The sequence below is a fragment of the Phaeobacter sp. 11ANDIMAR09 genome (genome assembly GCF_001294455.1).
In the GTDB taxonomy this organism is placed as follows: Bacteria; Pseudomonadota; Alphaproteobacteria; order Rhodobacterales; family Rhodobacteraceae; genus Pseudophaeobacter.
Genome location: NZ_LIKT01000021.1, coordinates 44,681 through 63,714, shown reverse-complemented (window position 1 = coordinate 63,714; position 19,034 = coordinate 44,681). Strand labels below are relative to the sequence as shown.

The following is a 19,034-nucleotide window of genomic DNA, read 5'->3' as shown; positions in this document are numbered from 1 at the left end:
AATCCCGAGGCCGGAGCTTATTCCGGCACCCAGGCCTCATAGTCGTTGCGGGCTTCCGGGCGCGCGCCACTGCGGATGGATCCGGCCGGGGCATAGGCCTTCAATGTGCCAGTCAGGTTTTCCTGATGCGGCTTTTCCCATTCCTTATGCACCAGCGGCTTCTTGCTGGGCAGCTCGTCAAAGGTGCGGTGCAGCCAGCCGTGCCAGTCAGCGCCGATGCGCGAGGCCTCGACTTCGCCGTTAAAGATCACCCAGCGACGGCTGTCATCTGCAGTGTGGTAAAACACATTGCCCTGGTCATCCTCTCCCACCTTGATTCCCTTGCGGGCGGTAAAGATCTGGGTATTCAGCGTCTGACCATTCCACCAGGTCACAGCGCGCAAAAGAGTGTTCAGGATTCCCATGAATGCCTCCGAAGATTTCCCTATCCGTATGACGTAAATTCCCGCCAAGGTCCAGTGGCTTGCACCAGCATCCAAGGGCCCTGGCGGGTTTTGGCAAGTCTATCTGGAGAGCCTTAAGTTTCGGTAGCCTCGGTCAGCTGTTCACAGAAAGTCAACCGGTTGCCAAAGGGATCAGTCAGCGTGATCTGCAGCCCCCAGGGCACGGTTTCAATAGCCGGGTTCAGATTGGGGTAATCCTTGGCCTGCAGCTCTGCATGCAAGGCCTTCAGCTGTTGCATCGGAATAAAGCAGCGCCCACCAGGCGTGGCATCGCCATGATGCTCGCTCACATGCAACAGGCAGCCAGAGCGCGAAATCTGCTGATAGAGAGGCAGATGATCCGCATGTCGATGCTCCCAATCGACCCGAAACCCCAGATACCCGACATAAAAACCCTGTGCTTTGTCGCTGTCAAAGCTGCGGATGATCGGGATCGCCGGGCTGATCGGGATCGCAGTTGGCATCGGCGAACCCTTTGATTTTGCTTTGATTTGGGAGGCCAGAACATTCCAGTCTGGCAGATCAAACTGCCGCGCCACCAGCTCCAGAGATTGCGAATGGGAAAGCTCCAGCCCCTGCTCTGCTAAAGAGCTCCGCAGAGATTTTGCCATGGCTTTGGCATCGGTAAAGTTGCGCATTGCGCCTGTCCTTAAACAACGGAAGATCGTGTTGTCAGCGCGCGCATTACCTCAAGACCTTCCTATGCAAAAGACGAAGTTCTTGGCAGTTTTGATATGTTCACCCTGTCACTATGACTGCACGCGGCAGGCCATATCAGCCTGCCACTGTTTTAGATCCAATGCCCGGACAGGACAATCAAAAAGTTTACTAAATCAGGTGGTTTTTGAGGCCAGGGCCGTCACTTCAATCTCGATGCGGTACTTTGGATCAATCAGTCCCGTCTCTATCATAGTCGCTGCAGGCGGATTACCCCCAAAAACCTCCGCCAGCATTGGCCAGCAAGCCTCAAACTCCTCAGCCTCCGGCAGATAGTAATGCACCCGAACCACATCCGAAAAACCGACTCCGGCCTCTTCCAAAGCCTTGCCGATGATTTCCAGGGCCGAGCGACACTGGCTGACAACATCCTCCCCCTGCCCCACGGTGCCGGCAACATGCACAAAACCGCCCGCCACCACCGCACGGCAATAGCCGACTTTCTTTTCAAACTCACCGCCGGACGAAATTCGCCTAATCCTCGCCATCTGTCTTCCCTTTCATTTGGCCACAAATATCCTGGGGGTGAGGGTCCATAGGGCCCGAGGGGGCAAAGCCCCCTTCTCCCCCCGCAGGCAAAACAAAATGGCCGATGTCGTAAAACATCGGCCATCCCATCTGAGCTGATCTAACACCCCAATTTCAAATCTCTTAACCTGCCGAAGCCGGTTCTTTTTCCGCATCCTCATGGATCATCAGCGGCTGCGCATCCGAGGTCACAGCCTCTTCATTCACCACCACCTTGGAAACACTTTCCATTCCCGGCAGCTCAAACATGGTCTCCAACAGCAGATCCTCAAGGATCGACCGCAGGCCCCGCGCGCCGGTCTTACGCTCAATCGCGCGTTTGGCGATGGCGCTCAGCGCTTCGGGCGTAAAGTCCAGCTCGGTCTCTTCCAGCTCGAACAGGCGCTGATACTGTTTCACCAGCGCGTTCTTGGGCTTGGTCAGAATGGTGACAAGCGCGTCCTCATCCAGATCTTCCAAGGTTGCCAGAACCGGCAGACGGCCAACAAATTCCGGGATCAGACCAAATTTCAGCAGATCTTCCGGCTCCAGCTCCTGGAAGATCTCCCCAACACCGCGGTCATCATTGTTGCGCACATCAGCGCCAAAGCCCATGGCAGAGCCCTTGCCGCGCTGCGCAATGATCCGGTCCAGACCAGCAAAGGCGCCACCGCAGATGAACAGGATATTGGTAGTGTCCACCTGCAGGAACTCCTGCTGGGGATGCTTGCGACCGCCCTGTGGCGGCACCGAAGCAACAGTGCCTTCCATCAGTTTCAGCAGCGCCTGCTGCACACCCTCGCCCGACACATCGCGGGTGATCGAGGGGTTTTCCGACTTGCGGGTGATCTTGTCGACTTCGTCAATATAAACGATACCACGCTGCGCGCGCTCAACATTGTATTCCGAGGCCTGAAGCAGTTTCAGAATGATGTTCTCGACATCCTCACCGACGTAACCCGCTTCGGTCAATGTGGTCGCATCCGCCATGGTAAAGGGCACATCCAGAATGCGGGCCAGTGTCTGGGCCAGCAGGGTCTTACCGCAGCCTGTGGGGCCAATCAGCAGGATGTTGGATTTTGCCAATTCAATATCATTGCCAGCCTTTTGCGCATGGTTCAAACGTTTGTAGTGGTTGTGAACCGCCACAGACAGAACCTTCTTCGCCATGGCCTGACCAATCACATAGTCATCCAGAACTTCGCAGATATCTTTGGGGCTGGGCACACCATCGGTGGCCTTCAAACCAGAGGCTTTCGTCTCTTCACGGATGATATCCATGCAAAGTTCAACGCATTCGTCGCAGATGAACACGGTGGGGCCCGCAATCAGTTTGCGCACCTCATGTTGGCTTTTGCCACAAAAGCTGCAGTAAAGCGTGTTCTTGCTGTCGCCACTCGAATTCGTCGCCATGGTCTACCTTTCAGTCCGCTCGCAGTGCCGGCTTCTCCGGGCTCTGCGCCTATCAGTCAGCTTATGACAGCCCAGCGGCGGCCACAATGTCAAAATATGCGCCCCGCAGAACCGGGGCACATAGTGTAACTTATCAGCGAGCCTTAGCTCTTCTCGTCGTCACCTTTGGCGCGGTTTTCAACGATTTCGTCAATCAGACCAAAGGCTTTGGCCTCTTCAGGATCCATGAAGTTATCCCGTTCCAGCGCCGCTTCAACCTTCTCCAACTCCTGACCGGTGTGCTTAACATAGATCTCGTTCAAGCGGCGCTTCAGTTTCAGCGTCTCTTCAGCGTGGATCATGATGTCGGTGGCCTGGCCCTGGAAGCCGCCAGAGGGCTGGTGCACCATGACCCGGGAATTGGGCAGCGAGAACCGCATGCCTTTTTCACCAGCCGTCAGCAGCAGCGAACCCATCGAAGCCGCCTGACCAATCACCAGGGTCGAAACCTTGGGTTTGATGTACTGCATGGTGTCATAGATCGACAGCCCCGAGGTCACAACGCCACCAGGGGAGTTGATATACATCGAGATCTCTTTGCTTGGGTTCTCGGCCTCGAGATGCAAGAGCTGCGCCACGATCAGCGAGGACATGCCGTCATGTACCGGACCGTTGAGGAAGATAATCCGCTCTTTCAGCAGGCGGGAAAAAATATCATAGGCCCGTTCGCCGCGGCTGGTCTGTTCGACCACCATAGGGACGAGGGTATTCATGTAAGTTTCTCTGGGATCAATCATGCGAACCTGCCTGCGTTGTGTTATGTCTGGCACCATACCAGACAGAGTGTTACCCGAGTCTTAGTATCGCCCCCTTGGGGCTGCAAGAGGTGGCTTTTGTTTTTACGCCCCTGTCCCCTATCCAGCACTGCCGCAATTCCCAACTGTGGCACAGGCGTCGCAAATCGTCTGAACGCTGTCGCTATTTCAGGGCTGCTGGCCGCGCAAGCACAGTAAACGCTAAACAGGACAGGTGCAAAACAAGGCCGCATTGTGATGTCGCAAATCGACCCCTGGCGGCAGCTTTACACCTTGGCCCCCCTCTTGCCTCAGCGGATACCCCCCGCTCTTTGGACCAGGACATCGCCATGACAGATGACAATTTTGTTCAAAAAGGTGCCGCAGCCACCCTGGCCGTCCCCCATTCCGGCGCACCACAGGATTTTTATTTCCTTTTGTTGCCCAAGGCGACAATGCTGCCAGTGGCCGCCGCGATCGAACCGCTGCGCATTGCCAATCAGGTGACAAACACCAAACTCTACCGCTGGTTCATCATGACAGAGGACGGTGCACCAATCCGCTGTTCTAACGGCATGATGGTGACACCGGATATGGCACTGCAACCGCTGCCCACCGATGCTTTGGGATTTGTCTGCGCCGGGGTCGAGCCACAGTCCACTGCAGGGGATCCCACTTTGAACTGGCTGCGCCGCGAAAGCCGGTTTGGCCGCTCGATTGGTGGGATCTGTACCGGCGCCTTTGCCCTTGCCCAGGCGGGGTTGATCCGCGATCAGGCCTTTACGCTGCATTGGGAAAACCAGCCCGGTTTTCAAGAGAGTTACCCAGAGCTAGCGCCTTCGGCCAATAGTTTTGAGATCAGCGGCCCCCTGATGACCTGTGGTGGCGGCAATGCGGCGACAGATCTGATGCTCAACCTGATCGAAGCCCGCCATGGCAAGCAGCTGGCAATCATCGTGGCCGACATGTGTCTGCATGTGCGCTCTGGTGGGCAGGCCACCCCTCAGAAATCCAACTATGCCGTCGCCATCGGCAGCCGCAATCAGCGGCTGTTGAACGCGCTGCAACTGATGCAATCCGCCATTGAGGATCCGCTCACGATCGGGGAACTTTGTGACCAGCTCGACATTTCGCGTCGCCAACTTGAGCGCCTGTTCTCGCGCTATCTGGATCAAAGCCCAATGCATGTCTACTTTGACATGCGCCTGGCTCATGCCTTTGCCTTGATGAATGAAACCGCGATGAGCGTCACTGAAATCGCCCTCGCCTCAGGTTTCAACAGCTCGACGCATTTCTCCCGCCAGTTCAAACGGAAATTCGGCGCCTCCCCCCATTTTTTCCGCAAGGGCTGGAACTAGGCCTACGCAAAACGGACCGGGATGTAAAAAGACCGCAGCACTTGGGCTACGGTCTAAATCTGTGCGGTCGGCGTGCGAGCTAAGAGCGACCTTAGGCTGCGGCCTCCTCGCGGGCTTCCTGTGCAGCGATGCCAAGCGCGGCCTGCTGCCCAGATGCAGCAGGTATCAGCCCCAGGGATCGGCACAGCGGCAGGCGACGCGCCGCAAAGGCGGTCGCGCGCGCCTGCAAAAGCGCTAGGTTCTCTTCGGGTCGCTCCAGCACCTGCCCCTCATGCTGCAGGCGTTGCCCCTGCGCTGACAGGATGCCCCAGACCAAATCCGCCCATTGCGAAGGCTCGGTCTTGCCCTCGCTATAGGCCAGCAGGAACAACTGCTCAATGCGATCCAGCTCCAACCCGCCCCCCGTGACCGGCGAGGCCAGGAAACGCAGGGTTTCGCTGTCTTCAGCCCGTTTGCACACCGCCAGATTAAAGGCCTGACAGCCCTCAATGCGATCTGCGCGCCCCTCTAGGGGCAAACAGGGTGACAGAGTGCCCGAGCCGACAAGTATCGTCAGCAGGCGGGAGATCTCCGCCCAGGTCATCTGGCCAAAGGCACCTTGATCCAAAAGGCTGCGCACTGTGGCTGGCCCCGACCTAAGAGCCTGAAGGATAGGGCCGTATTGCGCCTGATCCAGCGCAATCTCCCCCTGCCGCCAGGTCAGCTTTATTGGCCCACCGCCAAAGCGTTTTACCAATGCAAATGGAGTTTCAAACCAGGCCCCAATGGCCCCGCGTTCGGTATGGCGGCGACCGCCCTTCACAAACAGATCCGAGCGAAACTGCTCATTTACCAAAACATCCCGCAGGCTTTCACGCCGCACCGGATCGATTTCACCGTCAAGCACGGCAATTTGCTCAGCGGTCAGGCAAATATCGTCGATGTGGTCCATCAAACTGGTCGGCCCCAGAAAGTTCAACTTGGCCTCTGACAGATCACCTGCGAGATCGGCAAAATGAAAGGGTGTCCAGTCAGCGTTGAACATTTCATGCGCGAGATAGTTTGCTGACATCTTACCAGCACTCTTCAACCCTGCACTGGCCATGGGGTTTGATTTAAAATACTGCGCCCCCGCCCCTTCCAGGGTCTTGGCAAAATTCAAGGCTTCACCAATCCGCTCTTCCAGCGGCCCGGCGCCCTGCGCGGCGCGGTCCAGCAGAATGCGCCGCAATGGCATTATCGCCGCCCAGGCGGACAGGGAGTTATAGCTGACATAGACTATGCCACCAGATTTCAACCGACGGCCGATAAAATCAACGATCAGCTGTTGGTTTTCCTCCGAAACCCAGCTCATCACCCCGTGCAAGGCAATAACGTCGAACTGTTTGGGGAGACCGCCCTCCTCCTCAAAATCGGCAAAGGAGCGTTCGTAGAACTGAATGTTGTTCAGCCCCCCTTCAGCCGCCAGCTCGCGGGCGCCGGCAATATGGGCTGGATTGAAGTCCATCGCATGAAACTGGATATGTGGATTGGCTGCAGCCAGTAGATTGGAGGTGAACCCCTGCCCGCAGCCTAGCTCGCAATAGCTGAGCTCAGACTGGTTCAAACCGTGTTTCTGCCCTTTGGATGTTGCAGTCAGGGCCAGAACTGCCGGGGTCATTTCGTGAAAAAAATCATGGGTATAGTCAACCTCAGCCACATAGCCGGAAGTCCAGTCGCTCATCTAGTACCTCTTGGTCTCGTTTGAAAAAGGGCGCTTCATGGCAACCTGACAAATATTGGTGATCAAGAGGTTAAACTCGCTACATTTCTTTTCAAGTTGTCGAGATCAGTCCGGAGACGAAGAAGCCAGGCCCGACCGACCATTGCCCGCGTACTGCTCTCCCGACAGCACTACCTCCCCCCTGACACCCCAAGAAATGCAGCTCAGGGTTGATTGCTCTCATGCAACAAAATACGCTGCCTCTTACACGCCCTTTGGGCAGTGCCAAAGCCAAACCCCAGGAGATCTCAACCGCAATTTTCAAGACCCCCCCATTTTAGCAGAGGTCACAATGTTAGATTATTTAAAAAAATCGCCACGCAAGAGCTCTAACCTGCAGATGCTCTATCAGTTTCGCGACACCCTGCAGGCGAATCTTCTGTCAGTGCCAGCTGATGTGACCAGTATGTCCCCGACCCTGGCCGCCTTGCGCAAAAAGATGCAGGAGGTTCTTGACGCCCCAGACTTCACCTGGGCGGCCGCCTATCAGGCCGAAAAGATCCTAGCCCATATCCGGCCCAAAGAGTCTTTGGAAATTGAAATCACCAAACAGATTTCCGCCCTTGCAAAAGTTGATCAGCCAGCTGCGGCCTTGTTCACCAAGGAACTTGAAAAACTGACCGATGCCGCAGCTTCAGCAGATCTAACCTCTCCTCAGGATGACACAGACACAACGGCGGGTAAGGCAGCCGCGGAAGCTGCGGCAGCCCCTGCGCCAAAAAAACCCAAAAACAAGGAAGAGCCTGAAAAGGAGGACCCCTCTGAGACCCCACCTGCTCAGGACCCCCCAAAAAAAGAAACCGACCCAAAGACCGCAGGCGCGGGGAAATCAAACAGCCAAGCCCAAATCGGCGAGAGGACCAGTACTTTGGCCCTGCGGCACTTGCTGGAACGGGTGCTCAACGATGTGCATTGGAAGTATTCGCAACGCTATTTCAACCGTTTGATTGTTGATCGTTTTTCCATTTTTGTCTTCATCACTGGGGCACTGTTAGCGCTTTTGTTCTTTGGAACTCTGTTTGCCACTGGAGTCATCGAAAAAGACTCCCCCATGTTCATGAACTGGTCCTTTGCGGGGTTTTTCCTCGCCGTCGTGGCCGGACTTTTGGGCGCGAGCTTTAGCGTGCTGAACCGCGACCGCGCACAGCTTGAGGGCAGCTCTATCGAGGAAACACTGCTGCAGACCGGTTTACCCAATGTCTATTTGCGGATTGGCATCGGCGGCATCAGCGCGGCCATCCTGTATTTCTTCTTCAACGCCGGATTGCTTGATGGCCTGCTTTTCCCAAATCTGGAGGCTCTTGGCTTTGCCACGCTCAGTGAGGTCAGCCCACCAAAGGTGGATGTGGCGGAAGCTTTCAAAGTGATTGCAGCCATGCAGGTCGACAGTAACAGCCCCCTCAAGTCCCTGGTCGCAGATGCAGGCAACTCAAACGTCAGCCCGCAACTGATAGAAACCGTCACAAAAGCCATCAGCGAAACCCAACCCAACCAGCCAAACCCGCTTGGGACACTTGTCCCCAATGCAGACCTCAGCAAACTCCTGGTCTGGAGCTTCATCGCGGGTTTCTTTCAACAGTTTGTTCCAAACGCCTTGAACCGGGCCAAAGATGCTACAGACAAACCTGGTGCAGACAAGCCTGATGCAGGTGGGACCTGACGCCCCCGGGGCAAACATTGCACCAATTTAGCGTTGGGGCTTCCAAACAGCAAAGGGGCGGATCAAATCCGCCCCTCGTTTATTTTGCAACTCCAGAGAAAATCAGTCGAAGCTTCTAAGATAGGCAATAACGGCCTCAATATCGCGTTCCTTACGCAGCCCGGCAAAAGACATCTTGGTGCCTTTCATAAACTTGCGAGGCTTGGCCAGGAAGGCCGCCAGAGCTTCGTCATTCCAGACCAGTCCATCTTCGCCCGCCGCCAACATCGGCTTGGAGTATTTAAAGCCAGCGACCTCACCGGCCGTTGCGCCAAAGATGCCGTTCAGAATAGGACCTGTGCTGTTCTTGGCACCCTCACCCACCTTGTGACAGGCCTTGCACTTCTTGAACACCTTAGCGCCTTTGGCGACCAGTTCCGGATCCAGGGCCACGACTTCGACCACTGGTTCTGCTGCCGCTTCAACTGCGGCTTCTTCCGCGGCGGGTGCTTCGGCTGAGGCCTCTTGAACCGCAGCCTCGCTGGTCTCTTCTTCTGGTGTCACATCCAGCACCCGCGCACGCATGGTGATTTCAACGCTGTCCTTACAATCGGACATGCAGGGCTCAGCCTTCCAAAAATGCGCTTCGCTTTCCAGTCGGTCATCGACAAAGAACCCTTCGGCATTGGGCAGCTCTACATCGGTAAATGTCTCGTTCGAGAGCACAAATTCATCATCCACCAGATCGTTGGAATAGAGGATATAGGCCACGATGGCATAGACCTCATCCGCTTCCAGCGTCTGCGCAGCGCCAAAGGGCATCGAGCGGTTCACATAGTCCCAGGTGGTGGAGAGATAGGGCCAGTAGGAACCCACGGTTTTCAGCGGATCTTCACGGTCGAGCGTGCCCTGGCCACCCGCCAGTTTTGGCCAATTGTCGACGCCTTCGGCAAAGTCGCCGTGGCAGACGGCGCATTTCTCGGCAAAGACCTCTTCTCCGGTGAAGACATCGCCAGAGCCTGCAGGCAGGCCGGTGCCATCAGGCGAGACATCAATATCCCAGGCGGCGATCTCTTCTGGCAGGGCGGGACGGCCCAGGCCATATTCGCCGGCAAAGGCAGGCAGGCCAAGCGCCAGCGAGACAGCGGCTCCGGCGATAACTTTAGGAAACTTCGACATTTTCTGCCTCCCCATCGGCTTTGACCCACCAGGTCTGGATGGCGTTGTTGTGATAGATCGAATTCAGTCCGCGCACTTCGCGCAGCTCTGCTTTTGTGGGCTGCACATAGCCGGAGCTGTCGCGCGCCCGGCTTTGCAGCAGCATTTCCGAGCCGTCCCAGTTGGTATCCAGGTAGAACCGCGTCAGCGCCTTGTCTGTTCCCGGCGCCCCCAAACGGGCCTGGGTCCAGGTCTTGCCGCCATCAATCGACACATCAACGCCGGTGATTGCACCGCGCCCCGACCAGGCCAGCCCCGTGATCACCAGCGGGCCTTTGCCATGGGTGATTGGGGCCTGCGGGCTGGGGCTGGTGACAACGGATTTTGCATCCATCTCCCAGGTCCATTTGCGGGCTGAGCCATCTTCCATGGTGTCGGTGTATTTTGAGGTCTCCTCGCGGCTTTCCACCGGGCCATCCATGACCTCGATGCGGCGCAGCCATTTGACCCACATATTGCCTTCCCAACCGGGCACAACCAAGCGCACCGGATAGCCGTGCTCCTTGCGCAGGGCCTCGCCATTGGCCTTAAAGGCCACCAGCACATCGTCCAGCGCCTTTTCCAGCGGGATGGAACGCCCGTTAGACGAGGCATCCGCGCCCTCGGCATAGACCCATTTATCCTTGAAATCACCCGCGGCCGCCAGACCGGCCTCTTCCAGCAGGGTGCGCAGTGAGACGCCAGAATATTCCATATTGTGGATCATGCCATGGGTGAACTGGGCGCCATTCAGCTGGGCCCCTGCCCATTCCATGCCCGAATTCGCGGCGCACTCGCAGAAATACACTCTGTTTTCGCGCGGGAAACGCTCCAGATCGGCATAGGAGAACACCAGAGGCGTATCGACCAAGCCGTTGATCATGAGACGATAGTCTTCTTTGCGCAGCTCGATCGCACCCGAATGGTGACGCTCAAAGGCGCAGCCCTGCGGGGTGATGGTGCCGTCGAGCGCGTGGATCGGCGTGAAGTTGATCGAGGAAATCGTATCCGCTGTCAGCCATTCCACATTGCGGCGCACCACATCCTGTTCAAACTGGATCGGCAACCCGTAGGGGGTGGCGTCAACGCCATCACCCAATCCACTGGCCCAGTCCTGCACCTCGGTGATCAGGGGGTCCGGCGTGGCGGCCTGTGCAGCCTGGCCTGCGCCAACGGCGGCGGCCCCTACTCCGGTCGCCGCCGCACCCGCCAGAAATCGGCGGCGTGAGGGGGCAAAATCATCTGCTTTATCGCTCATCTCTTGTCTCCTTACATCGATAAATTCATCATTGTGAATTCATCAGCGCAAAAAATTTTGGTCAGAAAACGCCTAGCCAATAGGGTCATTGGCTAGGCACCTGTGGCGGGGCTTAGGCGCCGACCACGTTGACCGATGTATTGGGGGTGACGGAAACCGTCCCCTGTTTGCGAATGTGGTCCTCGACCACATCCCAGATCATTGGACCCTCGGTACCCTCGTTGACGCTGGCCCAGCCAGAAACCACATAAGATTTGCTGGCGTCGATTTTCTCACCGGTTTTCAGCAGGGTCATTTCACTGATGCGTTCGCCCTGTGGCTTGGTGATATCAATCCGGTAGCCCATGCCACCAATGCGGACCATATCGCCGCCCTGCTGGTAATAGGGATCTGGGTTGAAGATATTATCAGCCACATCCTCCAGGATCACCTTGATGAATTCACCAGTCATTTCAGAGCGATAGGCCGCGCCATAGCTCATCGAAGTGACGTTCCAGATGTCTTCACGGGTGATGTCATCGCCCGGGTTCAGCGAAGGCCCCCAGCGCACGCCGGGGGACATGGCAATGTCTGCCTCGCGCTCGCTCAGCAAGGCGTCGCAGATCAGATCATCCCAGGTGCCGTTGAAATTGCCACGACGATAGAGCAGAGAGTCGGTCTTGCCGATCACCTCGGACAGCTGGTCCGCATAGGGCGCGCGCTGCTCGTCGATCAGTTTCGAGATCACCGGATCTGGTGCAATCACATCCGCGAAGATCGGGATCAGCTTATGGCGGATGCCCATCATCTGACCGTCGCGCACATCCAGATCCACACGGCTGACAAATTTGCCGTTGGAGCCGGAGGCAATGATATGGGTCTGCCCCACCAGAACCGGCTCGGGCAGTGCATCATGGGTGTGGCCCGACAGGATCACGTCGATGCCAGTGACAACGCCCGCCATTTTCTTATCGACGTCAAAGCCATTGTGGCTCAGCACCACAACCACATCGGCCCCGGCGGCGCGGACCTCATCGACCATCTCCTGCATGTGCTCATCCCGAATACCAAAGGAGTATTCCGGGAACATCCAGCCGGGGTTGGCGATGGGCATATAGGGGAAGGCCTGACCGATGACGGCCACCTTGGCGCCACCCCGGTCAAAGAACTTATAGGGTTTGAACAGCTCGGCGGGCTCGTCCCACTCGCTGTCAAAGATATTCTGCCCCAGCGCGGCAAAGGGAAGGCCCTCGACGATCTCATTCACCCGCTCGGATCCCAGGGTGAACTCCCAGTGGAAGGTCATCGCATCGGGTTTCAACGCGTTCATCACATTGACCATATCCTGCCCGGCGGTCTGGTGGCAGGTATAGGAGCCATGCCAGGTGTCGCCACCATCCAAGAGCAGCGCATCTGGGCGATCTGCACGGATGGCGTTGATCACGGTTGCGACACGGTCCATGCCGCCGACCCGGCCATAGCCCTGCGCCAGAGATGAGAAATCATCATGGGTCAATGCATAGGCAGAGGCACTGCCATCGGCGATGCCATAGGCCTTGCGGAAATCGGCTCCGGTGATATGTGGCACATGCCCTTTGTTGCCGCCGACGCCCAGGTTGATCGAGGGCTCGCGGAAATAGATCGGTTTCAGCTGCGCGTGAATATCGGTGATGTGGATCAGGCTGATATTGCCAAAGGTGTCAAACTGCAGCAGCTGATCTTGGGTCAGGCTCTGCTGCGCGGCCAGACGGCCCCAGTTGCCAAAACCGGACGCGCCAACCAGAGCGGAGGCGGCCATCGATACCTGCAAAAAATCACGGCGCGAGATCATATCTATCTGTCATCCTGTGCGATCATAGCAACAAATATGATTCATATTCGCATCTATGAATTCGTTGAAAGCGAGACACCCCGCGCCTGTAGAGACGCGGGGTGTTGGTGTGTTTAGTTGCGGACCGAAGGACCTTCGACCGCCAGACCATTGCCGCGCGAGGCGACATAGAGCTCAAGCGCGACAAAGTCGGAGGAGCCTGGCTTGTAGGTCTCGGCGCGGGTGTCCCGCACGCAGCCCTTGAAGCGGGCATGCACGTTGTTGAGCTTGGCGTTTTTCAGACGGTAGGTTGGGAAACCGTTGATCTGGCCCTGGCTCAGGTGATCCGCGCGGATCATCAGACCATAGCTGTCCTCGTGACAATTGGCGCAGGAAAGCTCCAGCTGGCCGGTGCGAGCATAATACATTTCCTTGCCCTGCTCCCACATCGACTGAACGGGACCGTCGATAGCCACATTGACCGGCATGCCGCGTGACTGCACCGAGATCAGCGCTTCCATCGCGGTCATGTCGCCGCCAGTGTATTTCCAGGGCTTGGCGCCCATCTGGTTCTCGCGGCAATCATTGACCTGCATCGCCAGAGTACGGACTTCGCCGGCCTGTTCATTCCACTTTGGATAAACAGCGCGCACACCTGCCATGCTCTCCTCGACGTCATCATGACAGGAGGCGCAGGATTTTTCTTCAGTGCCCTCAACAGTCTCCCAAGCATCAAAGGCCTTGTCGACAAAGACCATGGCGGGGTTTTCAAAATCATCCATCTGCAGAGCCTGGGTCTCATCCGAGCGGAAATGCCAGCCCGACATCACCTCATCCATGACATCCGACAGATGCGCAGGAGCGGCGGTCTTGGTCACCAGGGTTTCTTCTTCGTTGAGTACCAGCGTGTCGTCATCCGCATCTGCATAGGCAGACAGCGGCAGGCTCAGTGCGACAGCAATGGCGGTAAGCGCCTTATAGTTCATTCCTTGTCCTCCCTTGGGTATCCACCCGGGCCACAGATGCGGCCAGGGTGCCGTGCCTTTGAGATCCGGAAGGGATCAGGCCATAGCGATCGATTTGGTCGCGTCGTAGACCGACCCGTCATCGTCATACCAGGTGAATTTGAAATCACCGGCTTCGGGCACGATGGCCTCGAACTGGAAATAGGGGTTGGTCGAAACCGCAGGCTCGATGGTGATGTCGGTCACCAGCTGGCCGTTGAATTCGCAGGTAAAGCGATTGATGATCGAGCGCGGGATGATATTGCCCTCTTTATCCTTGCGCTGGCCGCTTTCCATCTGGTGGCTGATCAGGGTCTTGATGGTGATCGCCTCACCAGGGGTTGCCTTCTTGGGGACTTTGACGCGGGGTTTTACACCGGATGCCATGTCTTAAACTCCTTCGTATTCAGGCCATATTGCAGGCCGTAATCGGGTATCAACGGGGCTGAATGGATCAGCCGCCGCAACCGCCGATGGTCACTTTCACAGCTGCGCTTGCCTTGGCAAAGCTGCCGTCGGCCAGCTTGGCGATCGCCACCACATCCTGGGTGCCCGCAAGACGGATCCGGGTGGAGGCAGACTGGCTGCCAGCCAGCGGGCCAAAGTTGAAGGTTGCAACACCGGGGGTTGGGTTGCCGGTGGCCAGAACCATGATCGCGGTGGCGCCAGGCGCATCGACCGAGATTGGCACGGTATTGCCGTTTTCAGCAATCTCGGGCGCAGTCAGTTCAATTCCGGTGTCGGCCATGTCGGCACCACCAGTAAACTCGGCAATCCGATCATCAACGATGCTGGCACTGACGCGCAGTGGCAGGACCGTCATCACAGCAGCACCCAGGGCCAGGCCCAGGGTCTCACGGCGTGAGAACTCCATCATATGTCTCCTTTGACGTTTCGCAGAGCGACAGGGGGTTTCGCCCGCGCTTTACTCTTCTTTTAGGGTCGCAATAAATGCGATCACATCTTCAATTTCCTGGGCCGTCAGGATTGGTGTCAGCGCCTCGGTGGGGGCTTTACCAGTATAGGCGGCACCTGGACGAATAAAGCCTTCAACCTTGTAGAATGCAGGCATCATGGTGCCCTCAAAGGTCATCTTGGCATTGGTCATCAACCCGCGCAGCTCTGCCTCGGTCCAGCGATCCCCGGCGCCATCCAGCGAAGGGCCGATTTCACCGTGAAACGGCACATCTGCCAGGGCTGTCACCTGGTGACAGGCAACACAGTTGCCCAGCGATTTGGTGCCCGCGATAACGGCACCGCTTGCCGCATCGCCCGGCTGTCCGGTCAAGGAGGCTGCTACGGCGCCATCCTCGTTATACTGCACATCCTTAGGCGCGACCTCTGCCGCCAGGGTTGCACTCCCGGTCAGGCACAGGGCCAGTGTCAGAGATAGTCTCTTCATGATTCCTCCCGTTGGCTGCCACTCGCCTCCTAGCGAGCTTAGCTGTTGTATACCGTAGGGCACCCGGCCCCGATAACGCAACAACAAATTCAATAGTGTGAATTATTATATTTGTTCGTTTGCACTCAATCCGCCGACCCATTGTTGCGCTCCGAGATGCGGCGCGCATGGTAGCGTTGAAAATCTTCTCCGTTGTCAAGAAGATACCGCTTTTCGGCCACCCAGGTGAACATGTCAATTGTCGTTCCCCCACCAAAGGCTCCAGGCATGATGGCCACTGCAGCCTGTGCGGCGGTCTGCTCCTCGGCCACCTCCTCCGGCAGAAACAGAATCGTCGGGGTGAACATCACGCCCCATTTGCGCGCCATGTCCTTTTCCGACAGGGTCTCGCCGTCAAAATCGGTGACCTCTACATCTCCATAGAGGTTCATCTGCACCACAAAATAATGCTCTTCAATATAACCTCCGATCTCCGGGCGGGGGAAAATCTCGGTGTGCATCTTGGTGCAATAAATGCAGCCACGCTGTTCAAAGAACAGAGCCAGACGTTTGCCCTCGGCATTGGCCTCTTCCAGGTCTTCGCGCAGATCCTTGAAGGTGTCGCGCATCCAGGAGGTCTTGTGCAGCCCGTCATCGCCCAGTTCGATCGCCGCGGCCTCCGTGCTGATCAGTGGCAGCGCCAAGGTCAGGGCCGCCAGTTTCATCATCCAATGCTTCATCTTTTCCCCTCCGGTTACACCATCAAAATTACGCGTTACAAAAACTACAGTAGAGCCGCCTGCCCTTAGCCCAAAGTGGCAAACCCCGGCATCCAGCGGATCATCAGATCGGCAATCCAGCGCACCCCGCCGGTAACGATCAGCAGGGCAAACAGGATCAGCATGACCCCCATGATCTTTTCCACCCAGTGAAACACCGCCCGGTGCCGCGCCACCCAGGCCAGAAACGGCTTGGCAAAGAGCGCAGCCACCACAAAGGGCGCCGTCATTGCAGCACCATAGACAAAGAGCAGCGCGCCACCACGCCAGACCTCGCCCAACCCCGAGGCCACCATCAGGATCGAGGCCAGCGCCGGCCCCACACAGGGCGTCCAGCCAAAGCCAAAGGCCAGCCCCATGAGAAAGGCGCCAACCAGGCTCGACGGATCTGCCGCGCTTTCCATCCGCGCTTCGCGGTAAAGCAAGCCAATGCGGATTACGCCCAGAAAATGCAGACCAAAAACCACAAGGACCGCAGCCGCAGCATAGGCGAGGACATCCATATATTGCCCAAACAGCTGCCCCAAAGCCGTGGCCCCCATGCCCATCAGCATAAAGACCGAGGTGACCCCGGCCGCAAAGCACAGGGCCGCCAGCACCATGCGCCGCTGCGCGCCAGGCGCGATCTCGCCATCACTGCGCAGCTCAGCCATCGACAGCCCCCCGAGGTAGGACAGGTAAAAGGGCACCATCGGCAGGATGCAGGGTGTAAAGAAGCTCAACAGCCCGGCAAAGGCGGCACCCAGGTATGAAATTTCCAGCATCACGCCTAATTGATCCTCCGCGCCTTGGGCTCTGTTGGCACAAGACTTGTGTTATTCACATATTCAAATTATGTAGTATCAAGCCGCAAATTGCGCAGGCCGTCAACGGTTGAGGTCATGAATAGCTATCATGAGTAATCAAGTTCCCCCAAGTGTAACGCGCCGCAGCTTTGCAGCTTTGGCCTTTTCGATGGCTACGGCCTTGTCGCTCGCGTTGCCCCTGAATGCGCAGGCGCAGGAGGTCACATCGGATGTAGCTTCGGGGCCTGAGCTGATCATGGTCGAACAGGCGGGCTGCGAATGGTGCAAACGCTGGAACGAAGAAATCGGCCCCATCTATCCCAAAACACGCGAAGGCGCTTTTGCCCCGCTGCGGCGGGTGGATCTGCATGCGATACCACAGGATCTGCAGGTGCAACGTCGGGTCAGTTTTACCCCGACCTTCCTGATCGTCAAAGACGGTCTTGAGATGGCCCGGCTGGAAGGCTATCCGGGAGAAGATTTTTTCTGGCCTCTGATCGCCAAACTGATGAGCAAGCATCTCGAGTTCCCGCTCGACGGGGCAGAAAGCCCGGAAAGCTAGCCGCAAACGACCGCATTAGGAGCAGTGGCGCTATGAACGCGCCGCCGCCACAGGAGACGACACAATGGCACTACCGCAATTCTCGGCCGATATGGCCCCGGAAGAGCTGGACAACATGGTGGACAATGCCACCACCGCTTCGAACTTTCTCAAGGCAATCAGCCATGAGGGGCGTCTGATGATCCTGTGCCACCTGGTCACGGGCGAAAAATCGGTGACCGAACTCGAAGATCTGCTGGCCGCGCGTCAGGCCGCTGTCTCGCAGCAACTGTCGCGCCTGCGGCTGGAAGGGCTGGTGGTGCCCCGCCGAGATGGCAAAGCAATCTACTACCGTCTGGCAGATGATCGCCCGCGCCGTATCCTCGAAGTGGTCTACGAGCTGTTCTGCGCAGACGACACCAAATAGAGCCAAACCACCAAAATCTGCAGCCCAGCGCGCTGTATTGGGCAGAAAAATTCATTGCATTGAGGCCCTCAAAAACGCTTCACTGGAGACGACGCACAGTCCCTGAACCAAGACCGCCTATCGCATTGGCGGGTCTCAGCGGCATCTGTGTTGGAGGCCAGGCCCAATTGCCAGGTCCAGGAGGAGAGTTCGCCCATGTTTGATCTGTTCAGCGATCACCAGCTGGTTACGGCCATTGGCCTGTTGGGGGGCATTCTCTTGGGGTTGGCTGCCCGCCTAGGCCGGTTCTGCACCCTGGGCGCCATCGAAGACCTGCTCTATGGCGGTTCCTCGCATCGGATGCGCATGTGGGGGCTGGCCATTGCCACTGCCGTTATTGGCAGTTTCTCCCTCATTGGATTGGGTCTGCTGGATGCCTCCCTCTCCTTTTATCTTTCGGTGCGCTGGATGCCCGCCGCCTCGATCGTGGGAGGGCTGATGTTTGGCTATGGCATGGCGCTGAGCGGGAACTGCGGCTATGGCGCGATTGCACGGCTCGGCGGTGGAGATCTGCGCAGTTTTGTTATTGTGCTGGTGATGGGGGTCTCCACATATGTGGTGCTTTCGGGCCCCTTGGCGCCGCTGCGCAACCTGTTGTTTGAACAACAAGATGTCACCAGCGACCTCCCGCCGGGACTGGCCCATCACCTCGCGGCGCTGACCCAGCTGCCGCTGGCAGGCATTGGCATATGCTTTGGCGCTATATTGCTGATCATCTGCCTCTGTGATGCCGAGTTCCGCCGCGACAGCACCAGCCTGTTCTGGTCGGTCGTGGTCGGGTTGGCAGTGATCTTGGGCTGGGCAGGCACGGCCTATGTCAACACGCAGGGGTTCGAGGCCCTACCGGTTGTCTCCCATTCCTTCTCGGCCCCCCTGGGGGAAACCATTCTGTGGACCATGACCGGCAGCCTGCGTCCGCTCTCCTTTGCTGTGGGCTCCATCACCGGGGTCTGGCTGGGGGCCTTTATCGGCTCCCTGATCAAAGGCCATTTCCGCTGGGAAGCCTGCGATGACCCGCGCGAGCTGCGCCGCCAGATCTTTGGTGCCGCCATCATGGGCGCAGGCGCCGTCATCGCCATGGGCTGCACCGTGGGCCAGGGGCTTAGCGCCTTTTCCCTGCTCTCGCTTTCTGCGCCGGTGACCTTTGTGGCGATCTTTGCCGGGGCCGCCCTGGGCCTGCGCCAGCTGATCGAAGGTTTCCGCAGCGCCGCCTAGCCCATAACTCAGGCAGGCGCCGTGCCAG

General features: G+C 57.6%; 20 protein-coding genes. 5 read left to right on the top strand and 15 right to left on the bottom strand.

Going from position 1 to position 19,034, the window contains the following annotated elements; genetic code table 11:
• Positions 1 to 17: 17 nt before the first annotated feature.
• The 5 genes from AN476_RS16540 to AN476_RS16520 form a co-directional block, all read right to left on the bottom strand.
• Positions 18 to 404, bottom strand: a complete 387-nt coding sequence (locus tag AN476_RS16540; protein ID WP_054462705.1) for an NADH:ubiquinone oxidoreductase subunit NDUFA12 — start codon at positions 402 to 404, stop codon at positions 18 to 20.
• 113 nt (positions 405 to 517) lie between these two features.
• Positions 518 to 1,081, bottom strand: coding sequence for a glyoxalase superfamily protein (locus AN476_RS16535; protein ID WP_054462704.1), 564 nt, complete (start codon positions 1,079 to 1,081; stop codon positions 518 to 520).
• 195 nt (positions 1,082 to 1,276) lie between these two features.
• The gene (locus tag AN476_RS16530) at positions 1,277 to 1,648 is read right to left on the bottom strand and encodes a RidA family protein (RefSeq protein WP_054462703.1); all 372 of its coding nucleotides are present in this window, start codon (positions 1,646 to 1,648) and stop codon (positions 1,277 to 1,279) included.
• A gap of 163 nt (positions 1,649 to 1,811) precedes the next feature.
• Positions 1,812 to 3,080, bottom strand: a complete 1,269-nt coding sequence (gene clpX, locus AN476_RS16525) for an ATP-dependent Clp protease ATP-binding subunit ClpX (protein WP_054462702.1) — start codon at positions 3,078 to 3,080, stop codon at positions 1,812 to 1,814.
• A gap of 143 nt (positions 3,081 to 3,223) precedes the next feature.
• Positions 3,224 to 3,856 carry an ATP-dependent Clp protease proteolytic subunit gene (locus AN476_RS16520; protein ID WP_054462701.1) on the bottom strand — a complete coding sequence of 211 codons (633 nt, stop codon included), beginning with the start codon at positions 3,854 to 3,856 and terminating at the stop codon, positions 3,224 to 3,226.
• 347 nt (positions 3,857 to 4,203) lie between these two features.
• On the opposite strand from AN476_RS16520, the gene AN476_RS16515 reads away from it, so the two are divergent.
• Positions 4,204 to 5,211, top strand: coding sequence for a GlxA family transcriptional regulator (locus AN476_RS16515; protein ID WP_054462700.1), 1,008 nt, complete (start codon positions 4,204 to 4,206; stop codon positions 5,209 to 5,211).
• Between the two features lie 91 nt (positions 5,212 to 5,302).
• Here the strand turns inward: AN476_RS16515 and AN476_RS16510 are convergent, their stop codons facing one another.
• On the bottom strand, positions 5,303 to 6,913 hold the full coding sequence (locus AN476_RS16510; RefSeq protein ID WP_054462699.1) for a class I SAM-dependent methyltransferase: 1,611 nt from the start codon (positions 6,911 to 6,913) through the stop codon (positions 5,303 to 5,305).
• A gap of 331 nt (positions 6,914 to 7,244) precedes the next feature.
• On the opposite strand from AN476_RS16510, the gene AN476_RS16505 reads away from it, so the two are divergent.
• Positions 7,245 to 8,612 (top strand): hypothetical protein, encoded by a 1,368-nt coding sequence (locus AN476_RS16505; protein WP_054462698.1) that lies wholly within the window; start codon positions 7,245 to 7,247, stop codon positions 8,610 to 8,612.
• A 102-nt stretch (positions 8,613 to 8,714) separates the two neighbouring features.
• Here AN476_RS16505 and AN476_RS16500 read toward each other — a convergent pair whose 3' ends face one another.
• The 9 genes from AN476_RS16500 to AN476_RS16460 form a co-directional block, all read right to left on the bottom strand.
• On the bottom strand, positions 8,715 to 9,770 hold the full coding sequence (locus AN476_RS16500) for a c-type cytochrome (protein ID WP_054462697.1): 1,056 nt from the start codon (positions 9,768 to 9,770) through the stop codon (positions 8,715 to 8,717).
• A complete protein-coding gene (gene soxC, locus AN476_RS16495) occupies positions 9,754 to 11,046 on the bottom strand; it encodes a sulfite dehydrogenase (protein WP_054462696.1) in 1,293 nt (430 codons plus the stop codon). The genes AN476_RS16500 and soxC overlap by 17 nt, the downstream gene beginning before the upstream one ends.
• 112 nt (positions 11,047 to 11,158) lie before the next feature.
• Positions 11,159 to 12,856, bottom strand: coding sequence for a thiosulfohydrolase SoxB (soxB, locus tag AN476_RS16490; RefSeq protein WP_054462695.1), 1,698 nt, complete (start codon positions 12,854 to 12,856; stop codon positions 11,159 to 11,161).
• 113 nt (positions 12,857 to 12,969) lie between these two features.
• Positions 12,970 to 13,821 carry a sulfur oxidation c-type cytochrome SoxA gene (gene soxA / locus AN476_RS16485; protein WP_054462694.1) on the bottom strand — a complete coding sequence of 284 codons (852 nt, stop codon included), beginning with the start codon at positions 13,819 to 13,821 and terminating at the stop codon, positions 12,970 to 12,972.
• A gap of 75 nt (positions 13,822 to 13,896) precedes the next feature.
• Positions 13,897 to 14,226 (bottom strand): thiosulfate oxidation carrier complex protein SoxZ, encoded by a 330-nt coding sequence (gene soxZ / locus AN476_RS16480; RefSeq protein WP_054462693.1) that lies wholly within the window; start codon positions 14,224 to 14,226, stop codon positions 13,897 to 13,899.
• 67 nt (positions 14,227 to 14,293) lie between these two features.
• The gene (gene soxY, locus AN476_RS16475; protein WP_054462692.1) at positions 14,294 to 14,713 is read right to left on the bottom strand and encodes a thiosulfate oxidation carrier protein SoxY; all 420 of its coding nucleotides are present in this window, start codon (positions 14,711 to 14,713) and stop codon (positions 14,294 to 14,296) included.
• Between the two features lie 51 nt (positions 14,714 to 14,764).
• A complete protein-coding gene (soxX, locus tag AN476_RS16470; RefSeq protein ID WP_054462691.1) occupies positions 14,765 to 15,241 on the bottom strand; it encodes a sulfur oxidation c-type cytochrome SoxX in 477 nt (158 codons plus the stop codon).
• A gap of 125 nt (positions 15,242 to 15,366) precedes the next feature.
• Positions 15,367 to 15,960, bottom strand: a complete 594-nt coding sequence (locus AN476_RS16465) for a thioredoxin family protein (RefSeq protein ID WP_054462690.1) — start codon at positions 15,958 to 15,960, stop codon at positions 15,367 to 15,369.
• Between the two features lie 65 nt (positions 15,961 to 16,025).
• The gene (locus tag AN476_RS16460) at positions 16,026 to 16,763 is read right to left on the bottom strand and encodes a cytochrome c biogenesis CcdA family protein (RefSeq protein WP_054462689.1); all 738 of its coding nucleotides are present in this window, start codon (positions 16,761 to 16,763) and stop codon (positions 16,026 to 16,028) included.
• 130 nt (positions 16,764 to 16,893) lie between these two features.
• Between AN476_RS16460 and AN476_RS16455 the strand changes: the two genes are divergently transcribed.
• From AN476_RS16455 to AN476_RS16445, 3 genes are all read left to right on the top strand, one after another.
• Positions 16,894 to 17,346, top strand: coding sequence for a hypothetical protein (locus tag AN476_RS16455; protein WP_157063785.1), 453 nt, complete (start codon positions 16,894 to 16,896; stop codon positions 17,344 to 17,346).
• A gap of 64 nt (positions 17,347 to 17,410) precedes the next feature.
• Positions 17,411 to 17,752 (top strand): helix-turn-helix transcriptional regulator, encoded by a 342-nt coding sequence (locus AN476_RS16450; protein ID WP_054462688.1) that lies wholly within the window; start codon positions 17,411 to 17,413, stop codon positions 17,750 to 17,752.
• A 195-nt stretch (positions 17,753 to 17,947) separates the two neighbouring features.
• Positions 17,948 to 19,006 (top strand): YeeE/YedE family protein, encoded by a 1,059-nt coding sequence (locus AN476_RS16445; RefSeq protein ID WP_054462687.1) that lies wholly within the window; start codon positions 17,948 to 17,950, stop codon positions 19,004 to 19,006.
• The last annotated feature ends 28 nt before the right edge of the window (positions 19,007 to 19,034 follow it).

Bases quoted from the DNA above. Each gene is read 5' to 3' on its own strand.
- AN476_RS16540 (WP_054462705.1), bottom strand. From the start codon at position 404: ATGGGAATCCTGAACACTCTTTTGCGCGCTGTGACCTGGTGGAATGGT.
- AN476_RS16535 (WP_054462704.1), bottom strand. From the start codon at position 1,081: ATGCGCAACTTTACCGATGCCAAAGCCATGGCAAAATCTCTGCGGAGC.
- AN476_RS16530 (WP_054462703.1), bottom strand. From the start codon at position 1,648: ATGGCGAGGATTAGGCGAATTTCGTCCGGCGGTGAGTTTGAAAAGAAA.
- clpX (WP_054462702.1), bottom strand. From the start codon at position 3,080: ATGGCGACGAATTCGAGTGGCGACAGCAAGAACACGCTTTACTGCAGC.
- AN476_RS16520 (WP_054462701.1), bottom strand. From the start codon at position 3,856: ATGATTGATCCCAGAGAAACTTACATGAATACCCTCGTCCCTATGGTG.
- AN476_RS16515 (WP_054462700.1), top strand. From the start codon at position 4,204: ATGACAGATGACAATTTTGTTCAAAAAGGTGCCGCAGCCACCCTGGCC.
- AN476_RS16510 (WP_054462699.1), bottom strand. From the start codon at position 6,913: ATGAGCGACTGGACTTCCGGCTATGTGGCTGAGGTTGACTATACCCAT.
- AN476_RS16505 (WP_054462698.1), top strand. From the start codon at position 7,245: ATGTTAGATTATTTAAAAAAATCGCCACGCAAGAGCTCTAACCTGCAG.
- AN476_RS16500 (WP_054462697.1), bottom strand. From the start codon at position 9,770: ATGTCGAAGTTTCCTAAAGTTATCGCCGGAGCCGCTGTCTCGCTGGCG.
- soxC (WP_054462696.1), bottom strand. From the start codon at position 11,046: ATGAGCGATAAAGCAGATGATTTTGCCCCCTCACGCCGCCGATTTCTG.
- soxB (WP_054462695.1), bottom strand. From the start codon at position 12,856: ATGATCTCGCGCCGTGATTTTTTGCAGGTATCGATGGCCGCCTCCGCT.
- soxA (WP_054462694.1), bottom strand. From the start codon at position 13,821: ATGAACTATAAGGCGCTTACCGCCATTGCTGTCGCACTGAGCCTGCCG.
- soxZ (WP_054462693.1), bottom strand. From the start codon at position 14,226: ATGGCATCCGGTGTAAAACCCCGCGTCAAAGTCCCCAAGAAGGCAACC.
- soxY (WP_054462692.1), bottom strand. From the start codon at position 14,713: ATGGAGTTCTCACGCCGTGAGACCCTGGGCCTGGCCCTGGGTGCTGCT.
- soxX (WP_054462691.1), bottom strand. From the start codon at position 15,241: ATGAAGAGACTATCTCTGACACTGGCCCTGTGCCTGACCGGGAGTGCA.
- AN476_RS16465 (WP_054462690.1), bottom strand. From the start codon at position 15,960: ATGAAGCATTGGATGATGAAACTGGCGGCCCTGACCTTGGCGCTGCCA.
- AN476_RS16460 (WP_054462689.1), bottom strand. From the start codon at position 16,763: ATGCTGGAAATTTCATACCTGGGTGCCGCCTTTGCCGGGCTGTTGAGC.
- AN476_RS16455 (WP_157063785.1), top strand. From the start codon at position 16,894: ATGAGTAATCAAGTTCCCCCAAGTGTAACGCGCCGCAGCTTTGCAGCT.
- AN476_RS16450 (WP_054462688.1), top strand. From the start codon at position 17,411: ATGGCACTACCGCAATTCTCGGCCGATATGGCCCCGGAAGAGCTGGAC.
- AN476_RS16445 (WP_054462687.1), top strand. From the start codon at position 17,948: ATGTTTGATCTGTTCAGCGATCACCAGCTGGTTACGGCCATTGGCCTG.